This is a genomic window from Ochrobactrum sp. EDr1-4 (assembly GCF_049199085.1).
Classification (GTDB): domain Bacteria; phylum Pseudomonadota; class Alphaproteobacteria; order Rhizobiales; family Rhizobiaceae; genus Brucella.
The window spans coordinates 263761-286520 of record NZ_JBLZOF010000002.1; the positions used below are offsets into that span (position 1 = coordinate 263761).

Sequence of the window (22760 nt, forward strand, 5' to 3'; positions counted from 1 at the left end):
TATTTTATTTGTCGACAGAAATTACACGGCGCTACAGGTTTATTTCCAGACGGTCATCGCGCATCACCAGCTTCTGTACCTGACGCACGATCTGCTCTGCATGTTCATGCGCCAGCTGTTCGGCTAGTTTCATGTCGCGCGCAGCGATTGCAGCGATCATTTCCTCATGCTCCTCGACAAAACGCCGTGGCAGACGATCATTATAAGACTGATAGTAGAGCCGCAAAATGCGCCGCCCCTCATCCAGCAATCGTTTAAAAAGACTGGTGAAATATGGATTGCGGCCCGCTTCTGCGATTGCAAGATGCAGAGCTGCATTGGTCGCAATCATCCCAAGCGCGTCCTGTGCTTCCACAGCTGCGGTAAACTCAGCTTGATGCAAAGCGATGATATCCAGATCTTCCTGCCGATGATTTTTAGCGGCAAGCTGTGTTGTGGCGCGATACATCAAAGTCAGTGCGTCGAAATAGGTATGCATGTTGAGGAAGTCGATGTTCGACACCATCGTCGAACGATTAGGCAGCGTATCAATCAGCCCCTCGCCCGCCAGCCGCACCAAAGCTTCACGGATTGGCGTGCGGGACATTTTAAACCGTTCGGCAAGCTGCACTTCATCGATCGGGCTGCCAGGCGGCAGCACCAGATCGAGAATTTCATCGCGCAACAGGTCATAGACCATCTTCCCGCCAGAACCGCGCTTGCGTTCAGGGATGGCGTTGTTATCGCTTTCCGTCATCGGCAGCTCCTCATGAAAGTATTAGGCGAATGGTTCCGTTGGTCCTTTTGCAGGCTGCGTAAACCACTGCGCACCATCAGCGCTCATGTAAATATGATCTTCCAGACGCACACCAAACTGCCCCGGCACGACAATCATTGGTTCATTTGAGAAGCACATACCCGCTGCCAGCTGCAACTGATTGCCACGCACGATATAAGGCGCTTCATGAATTTCCAATCCAAGACCGTGACCTGCACGATGCGGCAAACCGGGAAGCTGATAATCCGGCCCCAAGCCATGCTTGACCAACACGGCGCGCGCAGCGTCATCGAGGCTGGAACAGGCAGCACCAAGCTTTGCAGCATCGAACACGGCCTGTTGTGCCTGTCGTTCAATAGTCCAGATACGCTCAAAATCGGCTGTCGGCTCATCAAGCATATAGGTGCGGGTCAGATCGGAGTGATAGCCATCAATTCGGCAACCTGTATCGACGAGAATAACATCGCCATTCTTATAAAACTGCTCGCCATCGGCACCATGTGGGAGGGACGTCGCTTCACCAAAAGAAACGATGCAAAAGGTCGAGCCGCTTGCACCCATTTCGCGATGCTGCTCATCGATAAAGCGCACCACATCGGATGCGGCAATGCCCGGACGAATGAATTGATGCGCACGACGATGCACTTCAAGCGTCAGCCCCATGGCATATTTGATAATGTCGATTTCAGTCTGTGACTTGACGATACGCTGCTCACGAATGACCGGGCCAGCGTCAATAAGACGATCCGCGCCAATTTCTCGACGCAACGCATTATAGACAAACAGCGGGACTGCTTCGTCAACGGCAAGTGTCTCATCGGCTTTCAGAAGCGAAGCGACGAGAGCAGCGCTATTTTCCTCTTCCTGCCAGATGCGGATTTCACCGGGGAGATGCGGAAGGCTTTCCACACGGCTTTGCTCAAAACCCGGAACGACATAGACAATCTCGCTTTGCGTAATCACTGCACCAAGCAGGCGTTCGCTCGAATGCCAGACAAGGCCAGTGTAATAAAGCAGGCTCTCAGTCGACCCTAGCAGCAAGGCACCGATATTTTTTTCGGTTAAATTGCGGCGCAGAACATTGATACGCTCAAGCCGCTCATCATTGGAAATGCTGGGGCGTTGGGTAGTGAGAGACATTGCTTATTCCTTTCAGCCTGCCACGGACTCGGTGACATGCTGAAAGGATAAATCTCTGTACGCAATTTGTCGACAATATTAGAGTTTCACCAGACCTGTGCGCTTGAGAAGGCCCATCAGTAATAGCGGCAGCAGCGTTGTGAGCAGGATCGCAATGAAAGCCATCGCCATGCCGAGGCCGATCGAACCTTGCTCAAACTGTCGCCAGATGAAGATCGAGATCGTCTGCATCCCAACAGGTGCCACCAGTATCGAAGCGACCAGCTCACGCGTTGCCACAGCAAAAACCAGCAGCATTGCGGTAATTAGGCTTGGCGCGATCAGCGGCAGCATGATGCGGCGGAAAGTTGTAAAACTACCTGCACCGCAAACGCGCGCGGCGGCTTCAAGATTATCGCCAATTTGATGAAACGCTGCAGTTGCATAGCGGATTGGCTGTGGCAACAGAATGCAGCAATAGGCAAGCAGTAGGATCAGTGGCGTATTATACGGCGAAATCAGCAAAGATGGCTGGTTCCATGCAAGGATCAAACCGACCGCAACTACGACACCGGGAAGAGAGTTTGGCAACACCGTCAGAACATCAAGCCAGAACCGCCCACGAAAGCGCATTTTGACAACCGCATAAGCAGCTACGGCACCCAGAAATCCGGTTAGCAACGCGCTCGCAACACCCAAGGAAAGGCTGTTGGTCAATGCGCGCATAGCACCTGCACTATTATCTGCAATATCTGCAAAATTATCAAAGCCGAGATTGGATAGTGTAAGCCCACCGGAAATAGTCTTCGACATGGCTGTCGCAAGAATTGCGAGCAGCGGCACGCCGGTTGCAGCAAAAGCGACTACACCAAACAGGATGACAACCGGAACCTTGAACACGCCAAGTTCGCGCTTGTCTTTGTTTTGTGGCTTACCACCCGTTGTCACATAAGAACGGCGCGTCAAAATCCAGCGCTGCAGCATAAAAGCTGCGAGCGATAACAAAACCAATGCCAGCGAAAAGACCGCGGCGCCCGAAAGATCAATCGGCCAATCGGAAATGCGCATATCGATTTCCGTTACCAGCACTTCAAAACCGGATCGGCTGCCAAGTGCTGCCGGTGTGCCATATTCCTCAATTGCCGAAGCGAAGACGAGAAGCAGGCTTGCTGCCAGTCCCGGCGTTGCAAGTGGCAGCGTAATGCGGAAAAACGACCGCCAAGGCGACGCACCAAAAACACGGCCAACATCAGAATAACGTGCGCCAACAGCTTCAATCGTCCGCGACACGGCGAAATAAACCAGCGGAAACGTGTTGAGCGCCATCACGAATGTCATGCCGGCAAGCGAAAACAGAAAAGGCGCGAGGTTAAAGCCTGCAAGCTGATCAAGATAGCCGCGTGGCTGCAGAGTCATGATCCAGCCAAGCGTCGCAATATAGGGCGGTATCATGAAAGGCACGAGCATCAGCACGTCCCACACCAGCGCAAACGGCACTTTATATAGCGCCCGAAAAACAGCGAGAGGCACCGCAATAATCGCCGATAAAATCACGACGCTGACACCAAGCAAAATGGTGTTGCCGGTCATGCGCAGAAGTCTTGGATCTTCAAACAAAGCTGGCAGATGCACAAAAGGTGCGCTGAACACGCCCTGCCCGATCTGCGGGAAAATCGCCTGTAAGACAATGAAAATAAACGGAACCGCGACGACAATAGCGAGGCCGATAACGGCCACAAGCCCAAGCGGATTTGCAGCGGTAGCGGTCTTTGCACTCATGATTGCCTCTACGGTATTCCAGCTGCCATGAAAAATGACAGCAATCTAAAAATAGCCAAAAGAAATGGCTCTCCTCAATTTGAGGAGAGCCACCCGGATTTTACTTCTTCACGCCGAAAATCGCGTTGAATTCCTTCAACGTTTCATTGCGCTTGCCGTAAACAGCTGCTGCATCGATCTTGAGAATCTTCAGATCATTGATCAGCGGACGGTTAGCCACAACGTCGGAACGTGCAGGCATCAGGTAAGTGTCAGCAACCATCTTCTGGCCTTCATCCGAAAGCATGTAATCGATGAACTGCTTGGCTTCGTCCTGATTTTTCGACCAGTTGAGGATCATGGCAGGACGTGGCGCAATTACCGTACCCGATGCCGGGAAGATAACGTCAATAGCTTCGCCCTTGGCTTTGCCAGCCAGCGAGATATAATCGACAGCACCAAAAACAGCGGCCTTTGCACCCTGAAGCACTGGGTTCAGCGCTTCTGCATTGGCACCGGCTGCAACTGCGCCATTTGCCTGCAGGTTCTTGAACAGGTCCCAGCCCTGTGTTTCCGAAAGTGCGGCAACGAGTTCAAATGTTGCACCCGACTGCGATGGATCTGGGAGGTTCACCAGATCCTTATATTCTGGTTTGGCCAGATCAGCCCATTCGGTTGGCTTTGGCGTCTTGCTGTTTGGGTTCCATGCAATACCAAGCGCCGAAACACCCTGTGCAACAGCGGTTTCGTTCTTCAGAAAATCAGGAACTTTTGCAGCATTCGGGCTGGTGTAAGCAACCAGCCAATCGCGCTTGGCGAAATCAGTTGCTGTATCCCAGGAAGCAGAAATCAGAACGTCCACAACAGGATTGGCAGCTTCGGCTTCAATACGGGCCATAACCTTGCCGGTCGTTGCCTGAAACACATTGACCTTGGTGCCGGTCTTGGCTGTGAAGCCAGCGGCCAGACCTTCGATCAGCTTGCCGGGACCAGCCGAATAAACGGTGATGTCGGCGAAAGCTACCGAGCTTGCGAGCAGAGCTGCGGCAAACGCCATGCCTGCGCCGATAAGGGACTTTTTCATTAATCTCTCCTGAGATGTGCCTGAGACAGAAGTTTTAGCGGGAGAACCAGCGGAGTTGCTCCGCATCGATTGCGATACCAACCGGCACGCCGGGTGTAAGACGATGACTGTCGAGATAAGTGAGTTCATGCGACACGGTTTGCGAACCGATGCGTACCGTCGTTAGATGACCGTCACCGCGAAACTGCGTGCGCAGAACCGTTGCCGGAATGGATAAACTGCACAATTCGACGCTGCGCACCGACCGCGATGGCAGAAGCACATGCGTCGCCTGAGCGGGCGCTATGCTGTTCGCAAGCCGGATTTCCGTTTGCGCGATACGATAACCAGCACTTTCACGCTCAACGGGCATCACACAGCCAAGACGAAGGAAATCAGCAACGGCAGGCGTATTGGGCTGCGCGACAAGAACTTCTGGCGCTGCCAGCTGTTCGATAACCCCTGCCCGCATGATCGCGACCTGATGAGCAAGCGAAAAAGCCTCACTCTGATCATGGGTCACATAGATAGCCGTCAGGCCAAGATTTGCGACAAGCTGACCAATTTCGGTGACCATATTCTCGCGCAATTCGCGATCAAGATTGGAGAGCGGTTCGTCAAAAAGCACGAGACCGGGTTCAGCAACGATTGCGCGCGCAATCGCCACGCGCTGTTGCTGACCGCCCGACATATCGCTGATCGAACGATCACCAAAGCCTTTAAGACCAACACGGTCCAAAGCCGATTTCACACGCGTTTCACGCTCAGCGCGTCCAATGCCGCGCATTTCCAGCGGAAATGAAACATTCCCGTAAACAGTCATATGCGGCCAAAGCGCATAATCCTGAAACACCATGCCAAGATGACGCTTTTCCGGCGGCGAAAACTTGCCCGTCGCAGCATCAGCAACTTTTACGCCATTGATCGTAACGGATCCGCTCGTGGGTGCCAGAAGACCTGCCACCAGACGAAGCAATGTGGTCTTTCCACAACCCGACGGACCAAGCAGAGCAAGCGTCTGGCCTTTTGGTAAGGTCAGATCAATATTTCTCAGGATCGTATTATTGCCATAGGCGAGGCTCAGGCCTTCTGCCTCGACAGCAACATCTGCGTGTATTTTAGTTTCATGTAACATAAGCGCGCAATCTTAATGGTTTGCGCGCTTCTATTCCGGCTGCATGACAGCCGGATGACACACCAGTGAGCTATTCACCTTATCAAATAATCGCAGGAGATACACTCGGTCAGCAACGGTGCCACCAATTGGCGAAACAGGCGTGCCACTACGGAGACTAAGTATGCCTCGCCTCACACCACATGACCATATAAATGCAGGCGCAATGATAAGTTACTATCAATTACGAATACTCAAACGCTCATTCGCAGACTAACTACAATGTGAAAACGTCTTTCTGCGCTCTACTTGATAAATGTGATGCTCAATGTTTTATCCGAAGCATGTTTATGCTGTCTCAAAATCTGTGAGAAACTTCAATCGAGCAATTAATGATATTAAGTAACGGTTAAACAATTCTCATAGACATGAGAAAAAATACAAATAAATATAATATTACGAGCTAAAATAATGTTCTGAAAATTGACAAAGCGAATAAATCCGCGGTTATAATAATCATAGGAACATACGAGGAATTCGTGCTCAAATTTCAAAACACAGTTCTTGAGTTAATCGCTAGGGGAAAACCTCTCAGGCAAACACTGGAAGAAATGTGCTTTGGCATCGAGGAACTCATAGAGGACTCTCGCGTTATGGTCTGCTCCGTGGACAACGCCGGGATGATACATATGTTGGCAGCACCAAGTCTGCCCACCAGTTATACATATGCTTTGAATGGTGTTGTAGTTGGCCCGGAGATTGGCTCTTGTGGCAGTGCTATCTACAATAACGTTTCAGTGACTGTCCACGACATTGAAAAAGATCCGAAATGGGCTGCTTACAGGCACCTTGTTTTACCAATAGGCCTTCTGGCCTGTAGCTCTTTACCTGTCATCAATGACGCCGATGAAGTCATTGGTGCAATCGCTATCTATTTTCTCAGAAAGCATACTCCTACCACGGAAGAGAGCGATATACTCAAGGCCGGCGCCCAACTCTGCAAGCTCGCGATGATGCGCGAAATGCGCATTCTCAACTATGAACGCAGAGCAACTGTAGATGTATTAACAGGACTGGCAAACCGTTCAGCATTTGACGATGCTCTATCGCAATTGCGCTGCGAACTGCCCGGAAGTTGGGCTCTCTTTGTCATTGACGTCGACAATCTCAAAATAACCAACGACACTTTTGGCCATGATGTCGGCGACTTCTTGATCAGTACAATTGCCGCGCGGGTTTCAGCTACGTTAGCGCCTGATATAACCTTTAGAACAGGTGGCGACGAATTCACCGTTATCATCCAAAATCATAAGGCGCTTTATGACCTTGATCATACTGCAGACCTGATTTTCCAAGCGCTCTCTTCACCAATTGATTATGATGGTCAGACTATTTTGCCTCGCGCAACCATCGGGGGAGCTGTACTTTCTGCACTTGATACCCACCCGCAAATAGTGCGTCGCAATGCAGACTTTGCTCTCTATCACGCCAAAGACAACGCCCGTGGCAGTTTTGTGCTTTATCAAGCCAACCTGGGAACACGCATTTTACACCGTCGCAACTCAATTAAAGAAGTACGCGAAGCACTCGAGGAAAAACGTATCACAGCGCATTATCAGCCCATTATTCGGCTTGATACTGGCGAGGTTGTTGGCTTTGAAGCATTAAGTCGAATGACAACTCCATCGGGTGATATTCTTTCCGCCGCAATGTTTCAGGAGTCGTTCTCTGATGTCCACATTGCATCAGAAATCACCCAATATATGCTTTCAATTGTTGCTCAGGATATACGACATTGGCTTGATCTGGGTTTGCCAGTTCAACATGTCGGAGTTAACGTAACAGCAGCGGATTTCTACGTAGGTGACCTTGCTGCTTTTGTTTCAAAAAAATTCTCAGATTACAACGTACCACTTAATCATCTCATTATAGAGGTGACAGAAAACGCATATATCGGGCAACGTGATGATGTAGTAGCATCAGGCATTCGAAACCTGCGATTACTGGGTGTACGGGTCGCACTCGATGATTTTGGTACAGGATTCGCGGCGCTCGCTCATCTTCTTACCGTTCCCGTCGATATCATCAAAATAGACAGATCATTTGTATGCCGCCTCGCGCCCGGCGATCCGAGTGTCGCCATTGTCAAAGGAATTGTGCAGATCGCACGAGACTTAAATATCAGACTTGTTGCAGAGGGAGTAGAGACTCTTGAACTGTCTGAAACACTTCAAAAAATGGGTTGCCAACTTGGGCAAGGCTATGCATTTTCAAAAGCTGTAGAGTGCGAAAAAGCCACCGAAATTCTACGCGAATTTGGTCAATATAACGACCGATCCAGCTTACGCTCTGCAAAGTCTTTCTACGCAAAAAAAAAATCCATTTACAATACGCTGTGATCCAATGTCTCAAACTATTCGTATCACGAGATATGAATACAAGCATTTCCTTAAGCCCGCAGACATGGCAAAAGAAAATGGGGCGCGATTTGCGGCTTCTGTCTTCACCATATCAGCGCGTACGGGATACGAACCGAATGATTGAACGGACTGCTTCTGAAAATCAGCCCTCATTAGAGGAATTGATGCTGGCGGTCAGTTCTCGACGCGATGTGGACGCATTCGAGGTGATTTTCAAACATTTCGCTCCTCGGGTGAAGGCCTATATGGCCAAACTGTCTGCCGATACGCAAACAGCGGAAGAATTAATGCAAGAAACCATGATTGCGGTCTGGAACAAGGCAGACCACTATGATTTTTCAAAAGGCGCCTTGTCGACATGGATATTCACCATCGCACGCAACCAGCGCATTGATGCTGTGCGTCGCACCCGCCGCCCTGAATATGACGCAACCGACCCGGCCTTTGTTCCAGACGAAGAACAGCCAGCCGATATGAAGATCGTCCAACGACAATCGGCCAACCAGTTGCGTGCGGCCATGGATAATTTACCGAAAGAGCAATGCACCCTGCTTGAACTCGCCTATTTCGAAGAAAGCACACATAGCGCTATAGCCAAGAAGCTTAATCTCCCGCTTGGCACGGTAAAATCCCGCCTTCGTCTGGCATTCAGCAAATTGCGTGCCGCACTCGATAATTCGGGAGCGCACTAATGGATATCAAACATCATCTCAGCGACGAACTACTCACGAGCTATGCTGCGGGTTCACTTGCAGAAGGTTGGAGCATTGCTGTCGCTACCCATCTTGCACTTTGCCCCGCTTGCCGTTCAAGACTTAAGCAGTTTGAACAGATCGGCGGGCAGCTTCTTGAAGCAGTTGAGCCAGCAAAATTCGAAGCAAGCTCATGGGAAAGCTTAAAAGGCAAATTACAACAGGTGCCGCAGCCCAAAGAACATTCCGTGCCGCGATCGGAAGTGAAAACGCCTGTCGTAATACCGGAGCCGCTGCGATCCTATGTCGGTGGCGACTTGCCAAACTTGAAATGGAAATCGCTGGGTCGGGGTGCTTATCAAGTGCCTATCAAAACACGCGATAAAGAAACACAGGTTCGCCTGTTACGAATTCCAGCCGGCAAGCCAGTACCCGAACATGGCCACGGTGGCCGTGAGTTGACGCTGGTGCTTAGTGGAAGTTTTGACGATGGCACCGGGATTTTCGCGCGTGGCGACATTGAAGAGGCGGATGCCGATCTCGTGCACCAGCCTATTGCTTCGCCCGATGGCGATTGCATCTGCCTTGCTGTGACTGACGCACCGTTAAAATTTCAGAGCTGGCTTATGCGGCTCGTACAGCCATTGGTTGGCATATAAAGAAAAGGCGGCAGATATGCCGCCTTTTTTGTTAGTTCAACACGACAATTGCCGCGTTCAAAGCTGTCGCAAGCGAAAGCCACACGAGATACGGCACAAAGAGCAGCGCTGAAATACGGTCTGGTCGCCAGGCGCGAACGATAAACAACAGCACGCAAAGCCAAACGCCGATAATCACGCAGAGCCCTAATACAGTCATATGTGCGCCAAAGAAAATCGGCGACCAGATGAAGTTCAGGGCCATTTGTCCAAACCATGGTCCACGCCGCTGCCACCCACTATCACTGATCCAGGTGCGCCAACCCGCAATCGAAATGAAGATATAAAGTATCGTCCAGATTGGCCCAAATGCTGCGTTCGGCGGAGTAAACCAAGGCTTCTGAAGCGATGCGTACCATTCCCCGGGTGGGAAACCGATACCAATAGCCATTCCAATGACAACGATAACAAAAGCGAAGACAGCCAAAAGACCTAATCTATGCATATGTTTACTCCAAACTAGCCACTTATCCGCGACGCAACCCAATAGCCAACATAGGCTGATGCGGCCGAGAGAACAGTGCCCCAGATCATATCTGCTATTGTCAGCGTCCATGACCAATTCTTCAAAGTGGCCTGATTGGTCAGATCATAAGTCGCATAGGCGATAAATCCAAGAAGCGCGCCATTTAGCAGTGTGACCATACCACTACCTGCTAGCAGCCCCGGCCTCACCGCAAAGAAAACAAGCCCAAAGACAAAGATCAAATAGAAGACGATAGCGGGTGCGAGGCGAAAACCCGACAACATCATATCACCCATAACAGGCCGGTAAATCACGTTGGCCATATTGGACAACCAAACCGCATCAATCGCGAGAAACGCAACAGCGGTAGCAGCGTAAGCTATGAGATAGTCTTTCATTGAAAGCCAACTTTCTTATTTGATGCGAGTCCAGCCAACACTCCGACACAGGAGACCAGCCAAAACACAGCCGTTGGAAGTCATAGTGTCACCATTGACCTTTACGCTGATCTTGTATGTGAGCTTGCGTTGGGGGTCGAAAGCAGTTCCTGAATATTGCCCGCTTCCGGCTTGCTTAATGCTCATGACAAGCACATCACCCGTTTTTTCCTTCGGTGTTCCGGGCTTAATCCAGGTATTGGTCGCGCAGATGTCGTTGCCGCATCCCGCAATCTTAACCCGGGCCTTTCCATCTCCACGAGCCCAGTTTCCGCCGATCTCTTCAGAGTGCGCCGAAAACGGAACCAAAACTATTATTCCAATAATTGCTACCAGCCATTTCATCGACGCCTCCCTGGTCAGTCGATCCAATTTCTAAGCGTGTTCAATCGTGTAAAGCCCGACATTGATCGCACCCTCTTCAAACCCACCTTCGCAATAGCAAAGGTAATATTCCCAAAGCCGTCTGAACTTATCGTCAAAACCAAGATTTTCGATTTCGGACCAATTCTCAATAAACCTCTGGCGCCACTCCGCGAGCGTAAGGGCGTAAGAATGGCCGAAATGTTCGATCTCTTTCACTACAAGTCCCGACTTCAGCAGATCACGTTCAAGGACTTTATCTGATGGCAGAAAGCCGCCCGGAAAGATAAATTTTTGAATGAAATCTGCTTTACGACGGTAATTTTCATAGCGCGTATCTTCGATTGAGATGATCTGTAAAACAGCGCGTCCACCCGGCTTGAGACAACGCTTCATCGTTGCGAAATATTCCGGCCAATAGGCTTCACCAACCGCCTCAAACATTTCAATCGAGACAATGCGATCAAACTGGCCTTCTACATCACGATAATCCTGCAGGCGCAGATCAACAGCACTCTCCTGTCCAGCTTCTGCGATCGTTTGATTGGCCCATGCAAGCTGCGACGGTGACAAGGTGATGCCAGTCACATGCGTTCCATCGTGTTTTGCCAGAAAGCTTGCCAGTGCGCCCCAACCACAACCGATCTCGAGAACTTTTTCACCGCCGTCAAGCGCGAGTTTGTCTGCTATGCACTGCAACTTATACTCCTGCGCACTCTCTAAGCTTCGCGTTGTCTCGTTCCATATTGCGGACGAATAGAGCATCGAAGGATCTAGCCAGCGTCGATAGAAATCATTGCCAAGATCGTAGTGAGCCTCAATATTTCTCCGGCTACCGCGACGCGTATTCGCATTAAACAGATGGCCGATACGGTTAAGCATCCGCATCCAGCCGGAACCGCGCAATGTCGTAAGCAAGGTATCGCGATTAAGTGCCGCAAATCTAATAACGGAAGTGAGGTCCGGCGATGTCCATTCGCCTTCGATGTATGCTTGAGCAAAACCAATATCGCCACCCGTCACCAGACGACGCAGGCAACGCCAGCTCTTGATGATTATTTTTGCATCCGGCCCAGCCAAGCTGCCTTGGGCAGATACCATTTTGCCCGACGGTAAAACGAGTATCAGTCGCCCATAACGCACCTGATTGAGCAACCTGCGTAAAAGACGGCCAGAGGGACTCCAACCAGAATAGCTGCTTGAGATTGGTGTTGGGAGCGGCGAGGTGTCATTAATATGGCTCATGCAGCCTCACTCCTTGGCCGAGAGGACTCTTGGCGGATATGCGTTATCGGGTCTTGCGGTGGCTGTGGTCGTTTACGCAAACGGATACCCTTCAACCAGATTTTAAGTGCCTCCCAGTGAATGCCACCAACCACGCGTAGAGTAAGAAATGGAATTGCAAAGAAAGCACGCAGCAAAGCTGCATCAGTTAGCTCAACCCGGCGCGCCAGATGGCGGGCGGTCATAAGCAATCCTTCATCGTCAAAACTGTTGATACGGATGGAGAGCTTGTCTGTGGGTGGAGAAACTTCAAACTCGTATCGCAGCTTCATATCCATGAAGGGCGAAACGTAAAAAGCCTTGTCGCAGCTTTGCACGATACGTCCACTTAAGCTGTCCTCTACCGGGATCATATAGCCGTGGCGCTGGCGGAAGGTATTATCAACCTCCCAGAGTATTGCCACGAGTTCATCCCCGCGATTATAGCAAAAGAAAACACTCAGCGGATTGAAAGCCCAGCCCAAAATACGCGGCATGGTCAGCAGTCGGATCGCACCGCCATCAGCCTTGATGCCTGCGGCTTCCATCGCACGCTCAACCTGCTCGCGCAGCGGCATATCCGATGCGTCTCCTCTGTCTTTTCTGTAGAACGAAAACAGATTGAAACGATCCAGAGAAAACATCTTTAACTGGCGGTCAAGCGCTTCCAGCTCGTCGAGATCGAGCAGGAGCGAGTAGATTTTATAAGCAAGCTTGTGCACCTTGGGCCGCAAACGCGCATGGGTCACATGTCCGGGAAAAAGCGCAGAATGGAAGTTTCCGGTCATGCCAGTGCCCTTTCTCGGACAGACAAAGGCTGGCGAAAAATACGTGCGCTTTCCTGCTCCACCTGCCATGGGCGACGCAGACCGCCGAGATCTTCTGCCACGGCAAGCCCCGCCTGGAGCCCATCCTCGTGAAAGCCCGAACCGAAATGCGCACCGCAAAACCATGTTCTGCGCCGCCCCTGCAACGACCAGATTTCTTTTTGTGCACGATCCGTTGCCATGTCAAAAACCGGATGCTGATAAATCTCACGACGGATCACAAGTTCCTCACGCGGTGCCCGACACGGATTGAGAGTAACAAAAGTTTCGGGTGCGTTTCCCAGCGGTTGCAAACGGTTCATCCAGTAAGTGATAGATGGATGCGCCGGACCAGTGGCCGAATTTGTTAGGTAATTCCAACTCGACCATGCTGCACGGCGTCTGGGCATCAACGATACATCGCTATGCAACACCGCTTCATTGCGTGAATATTGAAACGCGCCGAGAATACGACTTTCTTCAGCGCTCGGATCAGCCAACATCTGCAAAGCCTGATCGGCATGAGTGGCAATCACAACATCGTCGAAAACATGGGACCTGCCGCTTCCATCGATCAGCTCGACGGAGTTTTCAGAGCGTCGAACGGATTGGATCGGTGTCGAAAGCCTGATCTGGTCTGCATAAGCCTTGGTGATACGCTTCACATATTCCCGGCTACCGCCGGATACAGTACGCCAGATTGGCCTGTCACGAAGAGCCAGAAGACCGTGATTGCAGCAAAAGCGGACGAAGCTTGCAGCCGGATATCGACCAACTTCCATTGCAGGTGTAGACCAGATCGCCGCAGCCATTGGGTAAAGATGATCTTCACGAAAGGCCCGTCCATAACCATTGCGTGTCAGATAATCATCAAGCGAAATGCTACCCATAGCGCTCAAATCTTTTGGAGCATTGCGATAAAAACGCAATAGATCGCGTATCATCGACCAGAAACGCGGGCTGACCAGATTGGACCGCTGTGCAAACAGGCCAAAACCGGTTCCGCCTGAATATTCATAAGCACCATTTCCAACTGAGACTGCAAACGACATGTTCGACCCGGCAGTTGGAACGTCAAGTGTGTGAAACAATGCAGTTAGATTGGGATAAGTCACTTCATTATAGACGATGAAGCCGGTATCGACCGCAACGGGACCATGGATGCTTTCATACTCGACAGTATTGCTATGGCCACCGATGCGATCTGAAGCTTCAAACACTTTCACGTCATGCCGTTGCGAAAGCAGCCATGCAGCGGAAAGCCCTGAAATACCGCTGCCGATAATCGCGATTTTGAGGCGTTTTGAGCTGCCCGGATGGCTCGTGATATCCATAGTCCCTCTCTTCACCACATGCTTAGCCACGTGTGTCGGCCGCATCTGTGCTGCATTTTCATCATTTTACGTTTTGAGAAGGGAATTGGTTCAATCGGCTACCAAATTTTTTTTGAGCCACTTACGAAACCAAACGGCAGGACCGAACGTATTGCATCATATAAATACTGTTTCGAATAAAGGTCAGCCATGCAAACTGGTCTGCTCATAATTGTTGCTATCAGCCTGTCTGTCATCATGACACTTGCCTGGGGGATAGAACGAAAGACCGGCAAAAGTGGCTGGATTGATGCAATTTGGTCTTTCACAGTCGGCATCGGCTCAATCATAGCTGTATTACTTGCAGATGCGACATTGCAAAGACGTTTGGCGATCCTGCTTATCGTTCTCATATGGTCAATACGCCTTGGCTTGCACATCGCCCAACGAAGCCTAAGCCATGGCGAAGACCCACGCTATGCAAAGCTCATAAAAGAATGGGGTGAAAACGCTGCCCTACGCCTATTTTGGTTTTTGCAGATACAGGCACTCGCGGCCTTCATTCTGGTGCTGGCGGTCTATCTTGCAGCCGTAAGCCGACCCAGCTTTCCATACTTCTGGGATATGGTTGCTGTTGCAGTCATCGCTATTGCACTGCTTGGAGAAGCTATGTCTGATGCTCAACTCGCGCGGTTTCGGAAAACACCCGACGCCAAAACCGAAGTTTGCGAAACCGGCCTTTGGGCCTATTCCCGACATCCAAACTATTTCTTTGAATGGCTGTTCTGGTGTGCATGGCCACTGATGGCAATCACCGCATCACCATGGAGTTGGTTGTCGCTGCTCGCGCCTATACAAATGTACTGGTTGTTGGTTCATGTCTCCGGCATACCACCGCTTGAAGAACACATGCTAAAATCTCGCGGGGAAAAATTCCGATCTTTTCAAGCAAGGGTAAATGCATTCTTCCCCGGACCTCGAAAATGCCCTTAAAGATCAGAAGCCTCAACATGAATATATCGTCATCTATGATCGATAGTAGAAACCACACTCCTCTGAACAATGTGCTGACTCTTGCAGGTGCAAATAACCATTGCGAGGGAATAATAAGCCAACTGGATTACACATTGGATCAGCTCACAGCGTTGGATTGGCTAAAGAATTTTGACAATTCGATTGATCAGACCAAGTCAGTTCTGCAACATATCTATGTGCAAGATGCCAACCTTCGACCGAGAAATATGGTGGTGTCTGTCGCACCGGACAACCAACGTCTAAAGTCCGTGAAATAAGGATTATTCAATGACTGCGAACGCGCTAGTCTGGTTACGCAATGATCTGCGTCTTGCCGACAATCCTGCTCTTCAAGCTGCCGTTAAGCTGGGTGGTAAGATCACAGCGCTTTATGTGCACGAGACCAACCCGCAATTGCGAACGCCCGGCGGGGCGGTGCTTTGGTGGCTGGAACAGAGCCTCAACTCGCTCGAGAAAAGCCTTAATGAGCGCAATGTCGAATTGCTTGTAGCTCACGGTGACGCGTTAGAAATAATCGAGAAACTGATTGAGGAAAATGATTTCGATACAGTTTTCTGGAACCGGCGTTATGCTCCGCAGGAGCGCGATGTCGATGCAATTGTCAAATCCACACTGAAAGACAAAGGGCTCAATGTGGAATCTTTTGCAGGTAATCTTCTCGCTGAACCATGGGAGATTAAAACAGGTGGCGGCGGCCCTTATCAGGTCTTCACACCCTATGCCAAAACGCTGCGCCAGCAGGGCGTTAACCGCCCCCTATCCGCATCCGACTGGAAAGCTGAACCATCCAACATCAAACAGAAGCCAGATCGGGAGCATTATAAGCAGCCTTTCTGGTCAAAAAAGATGAACGGTATCTGGGAGATCGGCGAGGCGGCGGCCATTGATCAGTTATATCATTTCTTCGATGAAACTATTCGCAACTATGCGGGTGATCGCGATCGCCCGGATGTCGAAGGTACGTCAAAGATTTCACCTCATCTTCGCTTTGGTGAAATCAGTCCTCGGCAGGCATGGTATGCGACGCTCTCCTTGATGGATGAGCATCCTGAAACCCAAACTGGCGGCGAGAAATTTCTATCCGAACTGATATGGCGCGATTTTCACTATCATCAGCTGTATTATCGGCCTGATATTGCCGAAAACGATATGCGCAACACGCTTGCAGATGTCCAGTGGCAGAGCAAGCCTGACGCCTTTGACGCCTGGAAAATGGGCAATACCGGCGTTCCCATGATTGATGCCGGGATGCGGCAGCTTTGGGCAACAGGGTGGATGCACAACCGTGTGCGAATGCTTGTTGCGTCCGTTCTGAGCAAAAACATGCAAATCGACTGGCGAGAAGGCGAGAAATGGTTCTGGGACACGCTCGTCGATGCCGATATCGCCAGCAACCCGGGGAGCTGGCAATGGGTGGCAGGTTGCGGCATGGATGCTGCCCCGTATTTCCGTGTTTTCAATCCCGTCTTGCAAGGCGACAAGTTCGATACTGGCGGCAGATATGTGCGCGAATGGGTGCCTGAAATCGCAGCTCTGCCGGACAAATGGATTCACAAGCCATATGCGGCCCCGGCAGACGTGCTGCAAAAAGCAGGCATCGTTCTGGGCAAGACCTACCCACTTCCAGTCTTCAAAGCCCCCAAAGCGGGTAAATAATCAGGTGATTAAAAACGGGCGCTCATCTGAGCGCCTCAAGTTCCGCGATGCGCGCTGCACTGTCTTTTTCAAGAATGCGTGTCATTTCCCGAATGATTGTTTCCGCCAACACGAAAAGCGCAGCCGACGAATCCCATGCCGAAGGCACGGCAATGCGCCCAGCAAGTACATGGCGCGATACGCGCGAAATCGGCGAAAGCCATTGATCGGTCACGAGGATTATTTCGACACCCCGGCCTCGTGCCTTTTCTGCTAGTTTCAGCAGACTTTCCTGATAACGACGAATATCAAAGACCACAAGCACATCGCGTTTGCCCATATCGAGCAAACGATCCCGCCACACACTTTCCTGCCCGCCGAGATGAAACACATTGGGCCGAATAATGGTCATGTGTGCCGCCATATATTGCGCGATTGGGTCGGTGAAGCGTCCGCCGATCAAATAAACATTGCCCTTAGAATTACAAAGCGCTGCAACCGCCTGTTTAAGCTGCTTTTCACCTAAATGCCGAAAGCTCTCCCGGATATTCTCAAGTGTATGTTCAACAGCCGGATAGGCGTTATCCTGCACCTTATCAGACCGCTCATTGCGATTGTGCGGAGATTGCAGCTGCGCGGCCAGTTCATCCTGCAAACGGGCCTGAAAATCAGAGTAATTCTGGAAACCGAGACGATTGACGAAGCGAAGAATTGTCGGCGAACTAACCCCCGCGAGCACGGAAAATTCGGCAACCGTTTTGAGACCCAGCATAGGATAATTGGCGATTAATGTTTGTGCAGCACTGCGCTCGCCAGCGGGCATCGCATCAATGCGTTCATTAATCAGTTCAGCGACTGTCGCACTCGTCTGCACGCTGTCTCCATTCAAAAATGCCCTTTTTAGATTTGGGCGAAATTGTATTTGACAAATTATCATATGCCGTATCAAATATTCCACAATAGCGCAAAATATGAAAAACGTAACATAAGTTACAGCGCGGGGAGCATTAAGAATGACGGACGAGCGAGAACATCGCACGGTTTCGTGCGTGCCTGTTATTGTCGTAAATGCAAACGGCAACAGCCCTTGGCTGTTTATCTGCGAACATGCTTCAAACTTCATCCCCGAGCGCTTCAACAGCCTGGGTTTAAACCCTGAAGCATTGAAAGCACATATTGCATGGGACCCCGGCGCAGTTGAAGTTGCGCGTCACCTAAGTAGCAAACTTGATGCTCCGTTAATCGAAGCGACGTATTCGCGTCTATTGATTGATTGCAACCGCCCGCTGGATGCACGCGATCTCATTCCAGAAATCAGCGAAACAACGGTTATCGAAGGCAATCACGATCTTGGCGCTATAGAACGCACTGCACGGATAGACCTTTCACATCGGCCGTTTCATACACAGATCGAAGATGTTGTTGCGGAACGCGCCAAGCGCGGATTGCCATCGTGGATTGTCACGATCCATTCGTTCACACCTATCTATCGCAGCGTTTCACGGCCATGGCAGATCGGCATCATTCACGATGAAGACGACCGGATTGCAAAGCTATTGATTGCGGTATTAGCCGAAAACAAGAGCCTGAATATCGGCATCAACGAGCCTTATTCACCGGCTGACCGGGTCTATTATACGCTGGAACGTCATGCGCGCCCGCGCAACGCTCCCTGCGTGATGATTGAACTCCGCAACGATGAAATTGCCACCACAGAAACGCAGAAACAATGGGCGGCACGGCTCGCCACTATCCTGAGCCAGATCGAAAGCCAGAAGGAGCAAACCAACACATGGCCAAACAGCTGACTTTCGACACCCTGAAAAGCGCCGTTGCAAATGACGAGATTGATACCGTGCTTGCATGTTTTGTTGATATGCAGGGGCGTCTGATTGGTAAGCGTTTCTATGCCGAATTTTTCGTGGAATCTGCCCATGATGAAACCCATGGCTGCAATTATCTGCTGGCTGATGACATCGATATGGAGCCGGTTCCCGGCTATGAAGCCGCAAGCTGGGACAAGGGCTATGGTGATTTTGTCATCAAGCCCGATCTCTCAACGCTTCGTCTGGCACCATGGTTGGAAAAGACAGCAATTGTTCTCTGCGATGTGCTCGAACATAAAGATCATCAAGACCTTGCACATTCACCCCGTGCCATCCTCAAGAAGCAGCTCGCTCGCCTGCATGAGCGCGGCTATCGTGCCTATTTCGCGTCAGAGCTCGAATTTTATCTCTTTGATGAGACATATAAAACCGCACGCGCTAAGCGCTGGCAGGAGATGGAAACCGCCTCTCCCTATGTGCAGGATTATGTTATCCATCTGACAACCAAGGAAGAACAGGTTCTGCGCGCCATGCGCAATCATCTGGGTGCTGCAGGCATTCCTGTAGAAAACTCCAAGGGCGAATGGGGTCCAGGCCAACAAGAGCTTAATGTTCGCTATGCGGAAGCGTTGGAAATGGCCGACCGCCATGTCATCATGAAAAACGCCATGAAGGAAATTGCCGAGGCGCATGGCAAGTGCATTACCTTCATGGCCAAATATGACTATAATCGTGCTGGAAGCTCCAGCCATATCCATAACTCCATCTGGAGTGCGGATGGAAAAGAACCGCTTTTCTTTGACCCCAAAGCACCTAACACCATGACGCCACTCATGCGCTCGTGGGTGGCAGGACAGCTAAAATACGCGACCGATTACACCTATTTTCTGGCACCCTATATAAACTCCTATAAGCGCTTTCAGGCGGGTACATTCGCGCCGACCAAGATCATGTGGAGTCAAGATAATCGCACGGCGGGCTTCCGCCTTTGCGGCGAAGGTACAAAAGGTATTCGCATTGAATGTCGCATCGGTGGCGCTGATCTCAACCCCTATCTGGCTTTTGCGGCACTGATCGCAGCGGGGCTTAAAGGCATAGATGAAAAGCTGGAGCTGGAAGAGCCATTTGTGGGCGACGCCTATAGCGCCGTTAAACTCAAAGAAATTCCATACACTTTGCGCGAGGCAGCAGAAGCGCTCAAAAGCTCAGACTTTCTCAAGGAAGCGCTCGGTGAAAATGTGGTCAATCACTATCTCCACACCGCCCATTGGGAGCAGATTGAATATGATCGCCGCGTCACCGATTGGGAACTGCATCGCGGTTTTGAACGCTATTAAACTTATTTAGAGGAATTGTCCGATGAGCGGCACGGCCAAAATTATCTCCCCAATTGATGGCTCGATTTATGCAGAGCGCGCTTATGCAAACGACGCTGCAATCAATGCAGCGGTAACGACAGCACGTCACGCACAACCGCAATGGGCGGCAACGAGCATTGCCGAGCGCGCACGATATTGCAGTGCAGCCCTTGATGCGCTCGCAGCAATGCAGGACGAAATCATTCCTGAAATCGCGTGGCAGATGGGTCGGCCAACACGCTATGGCGGCGAAAATGGTGGAGTGCAGGAACGCGGCCAATATATGATTGAAATAGCCGAAGAAGCACTGAAATCTTATGTTCCGGCGCAAAAAGATGGCTTTCGACGCTATGTAAAGCACGTTCCGCTTGGCGTGGTGATGGTGATCGCGCCGTGGAATTATCCCTATCTTACCGCCGTCAATACTATCATCCCGGCACTAATGGCAGGCAATACAGTTCTTTTGAAACATGCAACACAAACACTGCTGACAGGCGAGCGTTTTGCGCAAGCCTTTGAGAAAGCGGGGATTCCCAAAGGTGTGTTCCAGAATATCGTTCTTGATCATGCATCAACGGAAAAACTGCTGGCATCGGGCATGATCGACCATGTCAATTTCACAGGCTCTGTCGGTGGTGGGCGAGCGATTGAAAAAGCCGCTGCGGGCACCTTCATGTCGCTCGGGTTAGAGCTTGGCGGCAAAGACCCAGCCTATGTGCTACCGGACGTTAATCTCGATCACGCCGTAGCCAATCTTGTCGATGGAGCTTTCTTCAATTCCGGTCAGTGCTGCTGCGGTATCGAGCGCATCTATGTGCACGAGGCTGTCTATGACCGCTTTGTCGATGGCTTCATCAACCTCACCAAACAATATGTCGTCGGCAATCCGCTTGACGACGCGACCACGCTTGGACCGATGGCACAGGCACGTTTTGCCGATCTGATCCGCGAGCAGAAGGCCGAAGCCTTGCGCAAGGGTGCCAAAGCGCATGTCAACATGAACGTCGAACATGACATCGCCGGTTCGCCTTACATTGCGCCGGAAATTTTCACCCATGTCGATCATCAGATGAGCGTCATGCACGAGGAAAGCTTCGGTCCTATTGTTGGCATCATGAAGGTGCGCAATGATGACGAAGCGCTGGCACTGATAAATGATAGCATTTACGGCCTTACCGCCTCCCTCTGGACGACTGATTCGGACCATGCAGCAAGCCTTGGCGACCGCATCGAAACCGGCACTCTTTTCATGAACCGCTGCGATTATCTTGACCCCGCATTGGTATGGACCGGCGTAAAAGATACTGGCAAGGGGGCCGCCCTTTCCCCTATTGGCTACGGCAATCTCACGCGACCAAAGTCCTTTCACTTACGTGAAAAAATCTGATCTGTTTGAATATCTGGAAAGCAATCGACATGACCAATTTGACTGCAAAATGGAATTTTCCGACTACGGTGCTTTTCGGACCGGGCCGCATCAAAGAACTGCCCGTCGTACTCAAAGCAGCCGGCATTGAACGCCCTTTATTCGTCACCGATCCGGGCCTCGCAAAGCTTCCTGTTGTAGCCTCGACGCTCGCAATCCTGGATGAAGCGGGCGTCAAATATGCAGTCTTTTCCGATGTGAAGCCCAATCCGGTTGAGAGCAATCTTACCGCTGGCGTGCAGGTTTTCAACGACGGCAAACATGACGGCGTTATCGCCTTTGGTGGCGGTTCAGCGCTCGACCTTGGCAAGCTCATCGCCTTTCAGGCTGGTCAAACACGCCCGGTTTGGGACTTTGAAGACATTGGGGACTGGTGGACCCGAGCTGACAGCAGTGCGATTGCACCCATCATCGCCATACCCACCACTGCAGGTACAGGTTCAGAGGTTGGCCGTGCAGGCGTTCTGACCAATGAGGCAACGCACACCAAGAAAGTCATTTTTCACCCGAAAATGCTTCCAGTAACCGTCATTGCCGATCCTGAACTTTCGGTAGGCATGCCACCATTCATTACGGTTGGCACTGGAATGGACGCGCTGGCGCATTGTCTGGAAGCCTATTGCGCGCCCGGCTTTCACCCGATGGCCGACGGCATGGCGGTTGAAGGCATCCGTTTGGTGTTCGAAAATCTGCCAAAAGCCTATGCCGATGGTTCAGATATTGAAGCGCGTGCCAATCTGATGGCTGCGGCCTCTATGGGCGCGACAGCTTTCCAGAAAGGACTGGGTGCGATCCACTCGCTTTCGCACCCTATTGGTGCGCTTTACGATACGCATCATGGCATGACCAATGCCGTTTTCATGCCTTATGTGCTGCATCATAACCGCGCGGCAATCGAAAAGCGCATTGAACGGCTTGCCCGTTATCTTGGTATTGAAGGTGGATTTGACGGCTTTATCGATGCAATCATGAAGCTCCGCAGCGATCTTGGTGTGCCAGATAAATTGCAGGACTTCATCAAAGATCTTGATATGGATAGCGACCGCAAGACGCTGATTGCAGATATGGCAATTGTCGATCCAACTGCGGGAGGCAATCCTGTTGAGCTGACGAAACAGGGCGCAATTGATCTTCTCAACGCCTCCATCACCGGCAGAGTTTGAATGATAAAGGCCCCGCGCATTTTAATACGCGGGGCTTTTGTAAAATCT

General features: G+C 50.9%; 21 protein-coding genes. 9 read left to right on the forward strand and 12 right to left on the reverse strand.

Annotated elements, in window-relative coordinates; genetic code table 11:
• Positions 1–31: 31 nt before the first annotated feature.
• From ACOZHT_RS07630 to ACOZHT_RS07650, 5 genes are all read right to left on the reverse strand, one after another.
• The gene (locus tag ACOZHT_RS07630) at positions 32–736 is read right to left on the reverse strand and encodes a GntR family transcriptional regulator (RefSeq protein WP_339509724.1); all 705 of its coding nucleotides are present in this window, start codon (positions 734–736) and stop codon (positions 32–34) included.
• Positions 737–757: 21 nt separating this feature from the next.
• Positions 758–1897: a Xaa-Pro peptidase family protein gene (locus tag ACOZHT_RS07635; RefSeq protein ID WP_339509725.1), complete on the reverse strand. Its 1140-nt coding sequence runs from the start codon at positions 1895–1897 to the stop codon at positions 758–760.
• A 78-nt stretch (positions 1898–1975) separates the two neighbouring features.
• Complete coding sequence (locus ACOZHT_RS07640) at positions 1976–3655, reverse strand: iron ABC transporter permease (protein ID WP_339509728.1); 1680 nt, start codon at positions 3653–3655, stop codon at positions 1976–1978.
• A 100-nt stretch (positions 3656–3755) separates the two neighbouring features.
• On the reverse strand, positions 3756–4718 hold the full coding sequence (locus ACOZHT_RS07645; RefSeq protein WP_339509730.1) for an ABC transporter substrate-binding protein: 963 nt from the start codon (positions 4716–4718) through the stop codon (positions 3756–3758).
• Between the two features lie 34 nt (positions 4719–4752).
• Positions 4753–5832 carry an ABC transporter ATP-binding protein gene (locus ACOZHT_RS07650; protein WP_339509732.1) on the reverse strand — a complete coding sequence of 360 codons (1080 nt, stop codon included), beginning with the start codon at positions 5830–5832 and terminating at the stop codon, positions 4753–4755.
• A 518-nt stretch (positions 5833–6350) separates the two neighbouring features.
• Between ACOZHT_RS07650 and ACOZHT_RS07655 the strand changes: the two genes are divergently transcribed.
• The 3 genes from ACOZHT_RS07655 (at position 6351) to ACOZHT_RS07665 (ending at position 9582) form a co-directional block, all read left to right on the forward strand.
• On the forward strand, positions 6351–8210 hold the full coding sequence (locus tag ACOZHT_RS07655) for a sensor domain-containing phosphodiesterase (protein WP_339509734.1): 1860 nt from the start codon (positions 6351–6353) through the stop codon (positions 8208–8210).
• A gap of 137 nt (positions 8211–8347) precedes the next feature.
• Complete coding sequence (locus ACOZHT_RS07660; RefSeq protein ID WP_339509736.1) at positions 8348–8923, forward strand: sigma-70 family RNA polymerase sigma factor; 576 nt, start codon at positions 8348–8350, stop codon at positions 8921–8923.
• Positions 8923–9582: a ChrR family anti-sigma-E factor gene (locus ACOZHT_RS07665; RefSeq protein ID WP_339509738.1), complete on the forward strand. Its 660-nt coding sequence runs from the start codon at positions 8923–8925 to the stop codon at positions 9580–9582. Before ACOZHT_RS07660 ends, ACOZHT_RS07665 begins: the two co-directional genes overlap by 1 nt.
• 31 nt (positions 9583–9613) lie before the next feature.
• Here ACOZHT_RS07665 and ACOZHT_RS07670 read toward each other — a convergent pair whose 3' ends face one another.
• From ACOZHT_RS07670 to ACOZHT_RS07695, 6 genes are read right to left on the reverse strand one after another with little or no spacing between them, the layout of a single operon-like run.
• Complete coding sequence (locus ACOZHT_RS07670; protein WP_339509740.1) at positions 9614–10066, reverse strand: TspO/MBR family protein; 453 nt, start codon at positions 10064–10066, stop codon at positions 9614–9616.
• Positions 10067–10080: 14 nt separating this feature from the next.
• Positions 10081–10485, reverse strand: a complete 405-nt coding sequence (locus ACOZHT_RS07675; RefSeq protein WP_339509742.1) for a DUF2177 family protein — start codon at positions 10483–10485, stop codon at positions 10081–10083.
• A gap of 15 nt (positions 10486–10500) precedes the next feature.
• Complete coding sequence (locus ACOZHT_RS07680) at positions 10501–10869, reverse strand: DUF2147 domain-containing protein (protein WP_339509744.1); 369 nt, start codon at positions 10867–10869, stop codon at positions 10501–10503.
• Positions 10870–10899: 30 nt separating this feature from the next.
• Positions 10900–12132: a cyclopropane-fatty-acyl-phospholipid synthase family protein gene (locus tag ACOZHT_RS07685; RefSeq protein WP_339509746.1), complete on the reverse strand. Its 1233-nt coding sequence runs from the start codon at positions 12130–12132 to the stop codon at positions 10900–10902.
• Positions 12129–12938, reverse strand: a complete 810-nt coding sequence (locus ACOZHT_RS07690; RefSeq protein WP_339509748.1) for a DUF1365 domain-containing protein — start codon at positions 12936–12938, stop codon at positions 12129–12131. The genes ACOZHT_RS07685 and ACOZHT_RS07690 overlap by 4 nt, the downstream gene beginning before the upstream one ends.
• On the reverse strand, positions 12935–14290 hold the full coding sequence (locus ACOZHT_RS07695; protein WP_339509750.1) for an NAD(P)/FAD-dependent oxidoreductase: 1356 nt from the start codon (positions 14288–14290) through the stop codon (positions 12935–12937). The genes ACOZHT_RS07690 and ACOZHT_RS07695 overlap by 4 nt, the downstream gene beginning before the upstream one ends.
• A 189-nt stretch (positions 14291–14479) precedes the next feature.
• Here ACOZHT_RS07695 and ACOZHT_RS07700 point away from each other — a divergent pair, with 189 nt between their 5' ends.
• Together ACOZHT_RS07700 and ACOZHT_RS07705 are read left to right on the forward strand one after the other, a co-directional pair.
• The gene (locus tag ACOZHT_RS07700; RefSeq protein ID WP_339509752.1) at positions 14480–15262 is read left to right on the forward strand and encodes a DUF1295 domain-containing protein; all 783 of its coding nucleotides are present in this window, start codon (positions 14480–14482) and stop codon (positions 15260–15262) included.
• Positions 15263–15571: 309 nt separating this feature from the next.
• Positions 15572–16960, forward strand: coding sequence for a deoxyribodipyrimidine photo-lyase (locus ACOZHT_RS07705; protein ID WP_339509754.1), 1389 nt, complete (start codon positions 15572–15574; stop codon positions 16958–16960).
• Positions 16961–16982: 22 nt separating this feature from the next.
• Here ACOZHT_RS07705 and ACOZHT_RS07710 read toward each other — a convergent pair whose 3' ends face one another.
• Positions 16983–17876: a MurR/RpiR family transcriptional regulator gene (locus ACOZHT_RS07710; protein WP_339509756.1), complete on the reverse strand. Its 894-nt coding sequence runs from the start codon at positions 17874–17876 to the stop codon at positions 16983–16985.
• Positions 17877–17952: 76 nt separating this feature from the next.
• Here ACOZHT_RS07710 and ACOZHT_RS07715 point away from each other — a divergent pair, with 76 nt between their 5' ends.
• From ACOZHT_RS07715 to ACOZHT_RS07730, 4 genes are read left to right on the forward strand one after another with little or no spacing between them, the layout of a single operon-like run.
• The gene (locus ACOZHT_RS07715) at positions 17953–18747 is read left to right on the forward strand and encodes an N-formylglutamate amidohydrolase (protein ID WP_339509758.1); all 795 of its coding nucleotides are present in this window, start codon (positions 17953–17955) and stop codon (positions 18745–18747) included.
• Positions 18732–20102 carry a glutamine synthetase family protein gene (locus ACOZHT_RS07720; RefSeq protein WP_339509760.1) on the forward strand — a complete coding sequence of 457 codons (1371 nt, stop codon included), beginning with the start codon at positions 18732–18734 and terminating at the stop codon, positions 20100–20102. The genes ACOZHT_RS07715 and ACOZHT_RS07720 overlap by 16 nt, the downstream gene beginning before the upstream one ends.
• A 22-nt stretch (positions 20103–20124) precedes the next feature.
• Complete coding sequence (locus ACOZHT_RS07725) at positions 20125–21510, forward strand: aldehyde dehydrogenase family protein (protein ID WP_339509762.1); 1386 nt, start codon at positions 20125–20127, stop codon at positions 21508–21510.
• 29 nt (positions 21511–21539) lie between these two features.
• Positions 21540–22712 carry an iron-containing alcohol dehydrogenase gene (locus tag ACOZHT_RS07730; protein ID WP_339509764.1) on the forward strand — a complete coding sequence of 391 codons (1173 nt, stop codon included), beginning with the start codon at positions 21540–21542 and terminating at the stop codon, positions 22710–22712.
• Positions 22713–22760 lie beyond the last annotated feature (48 nt).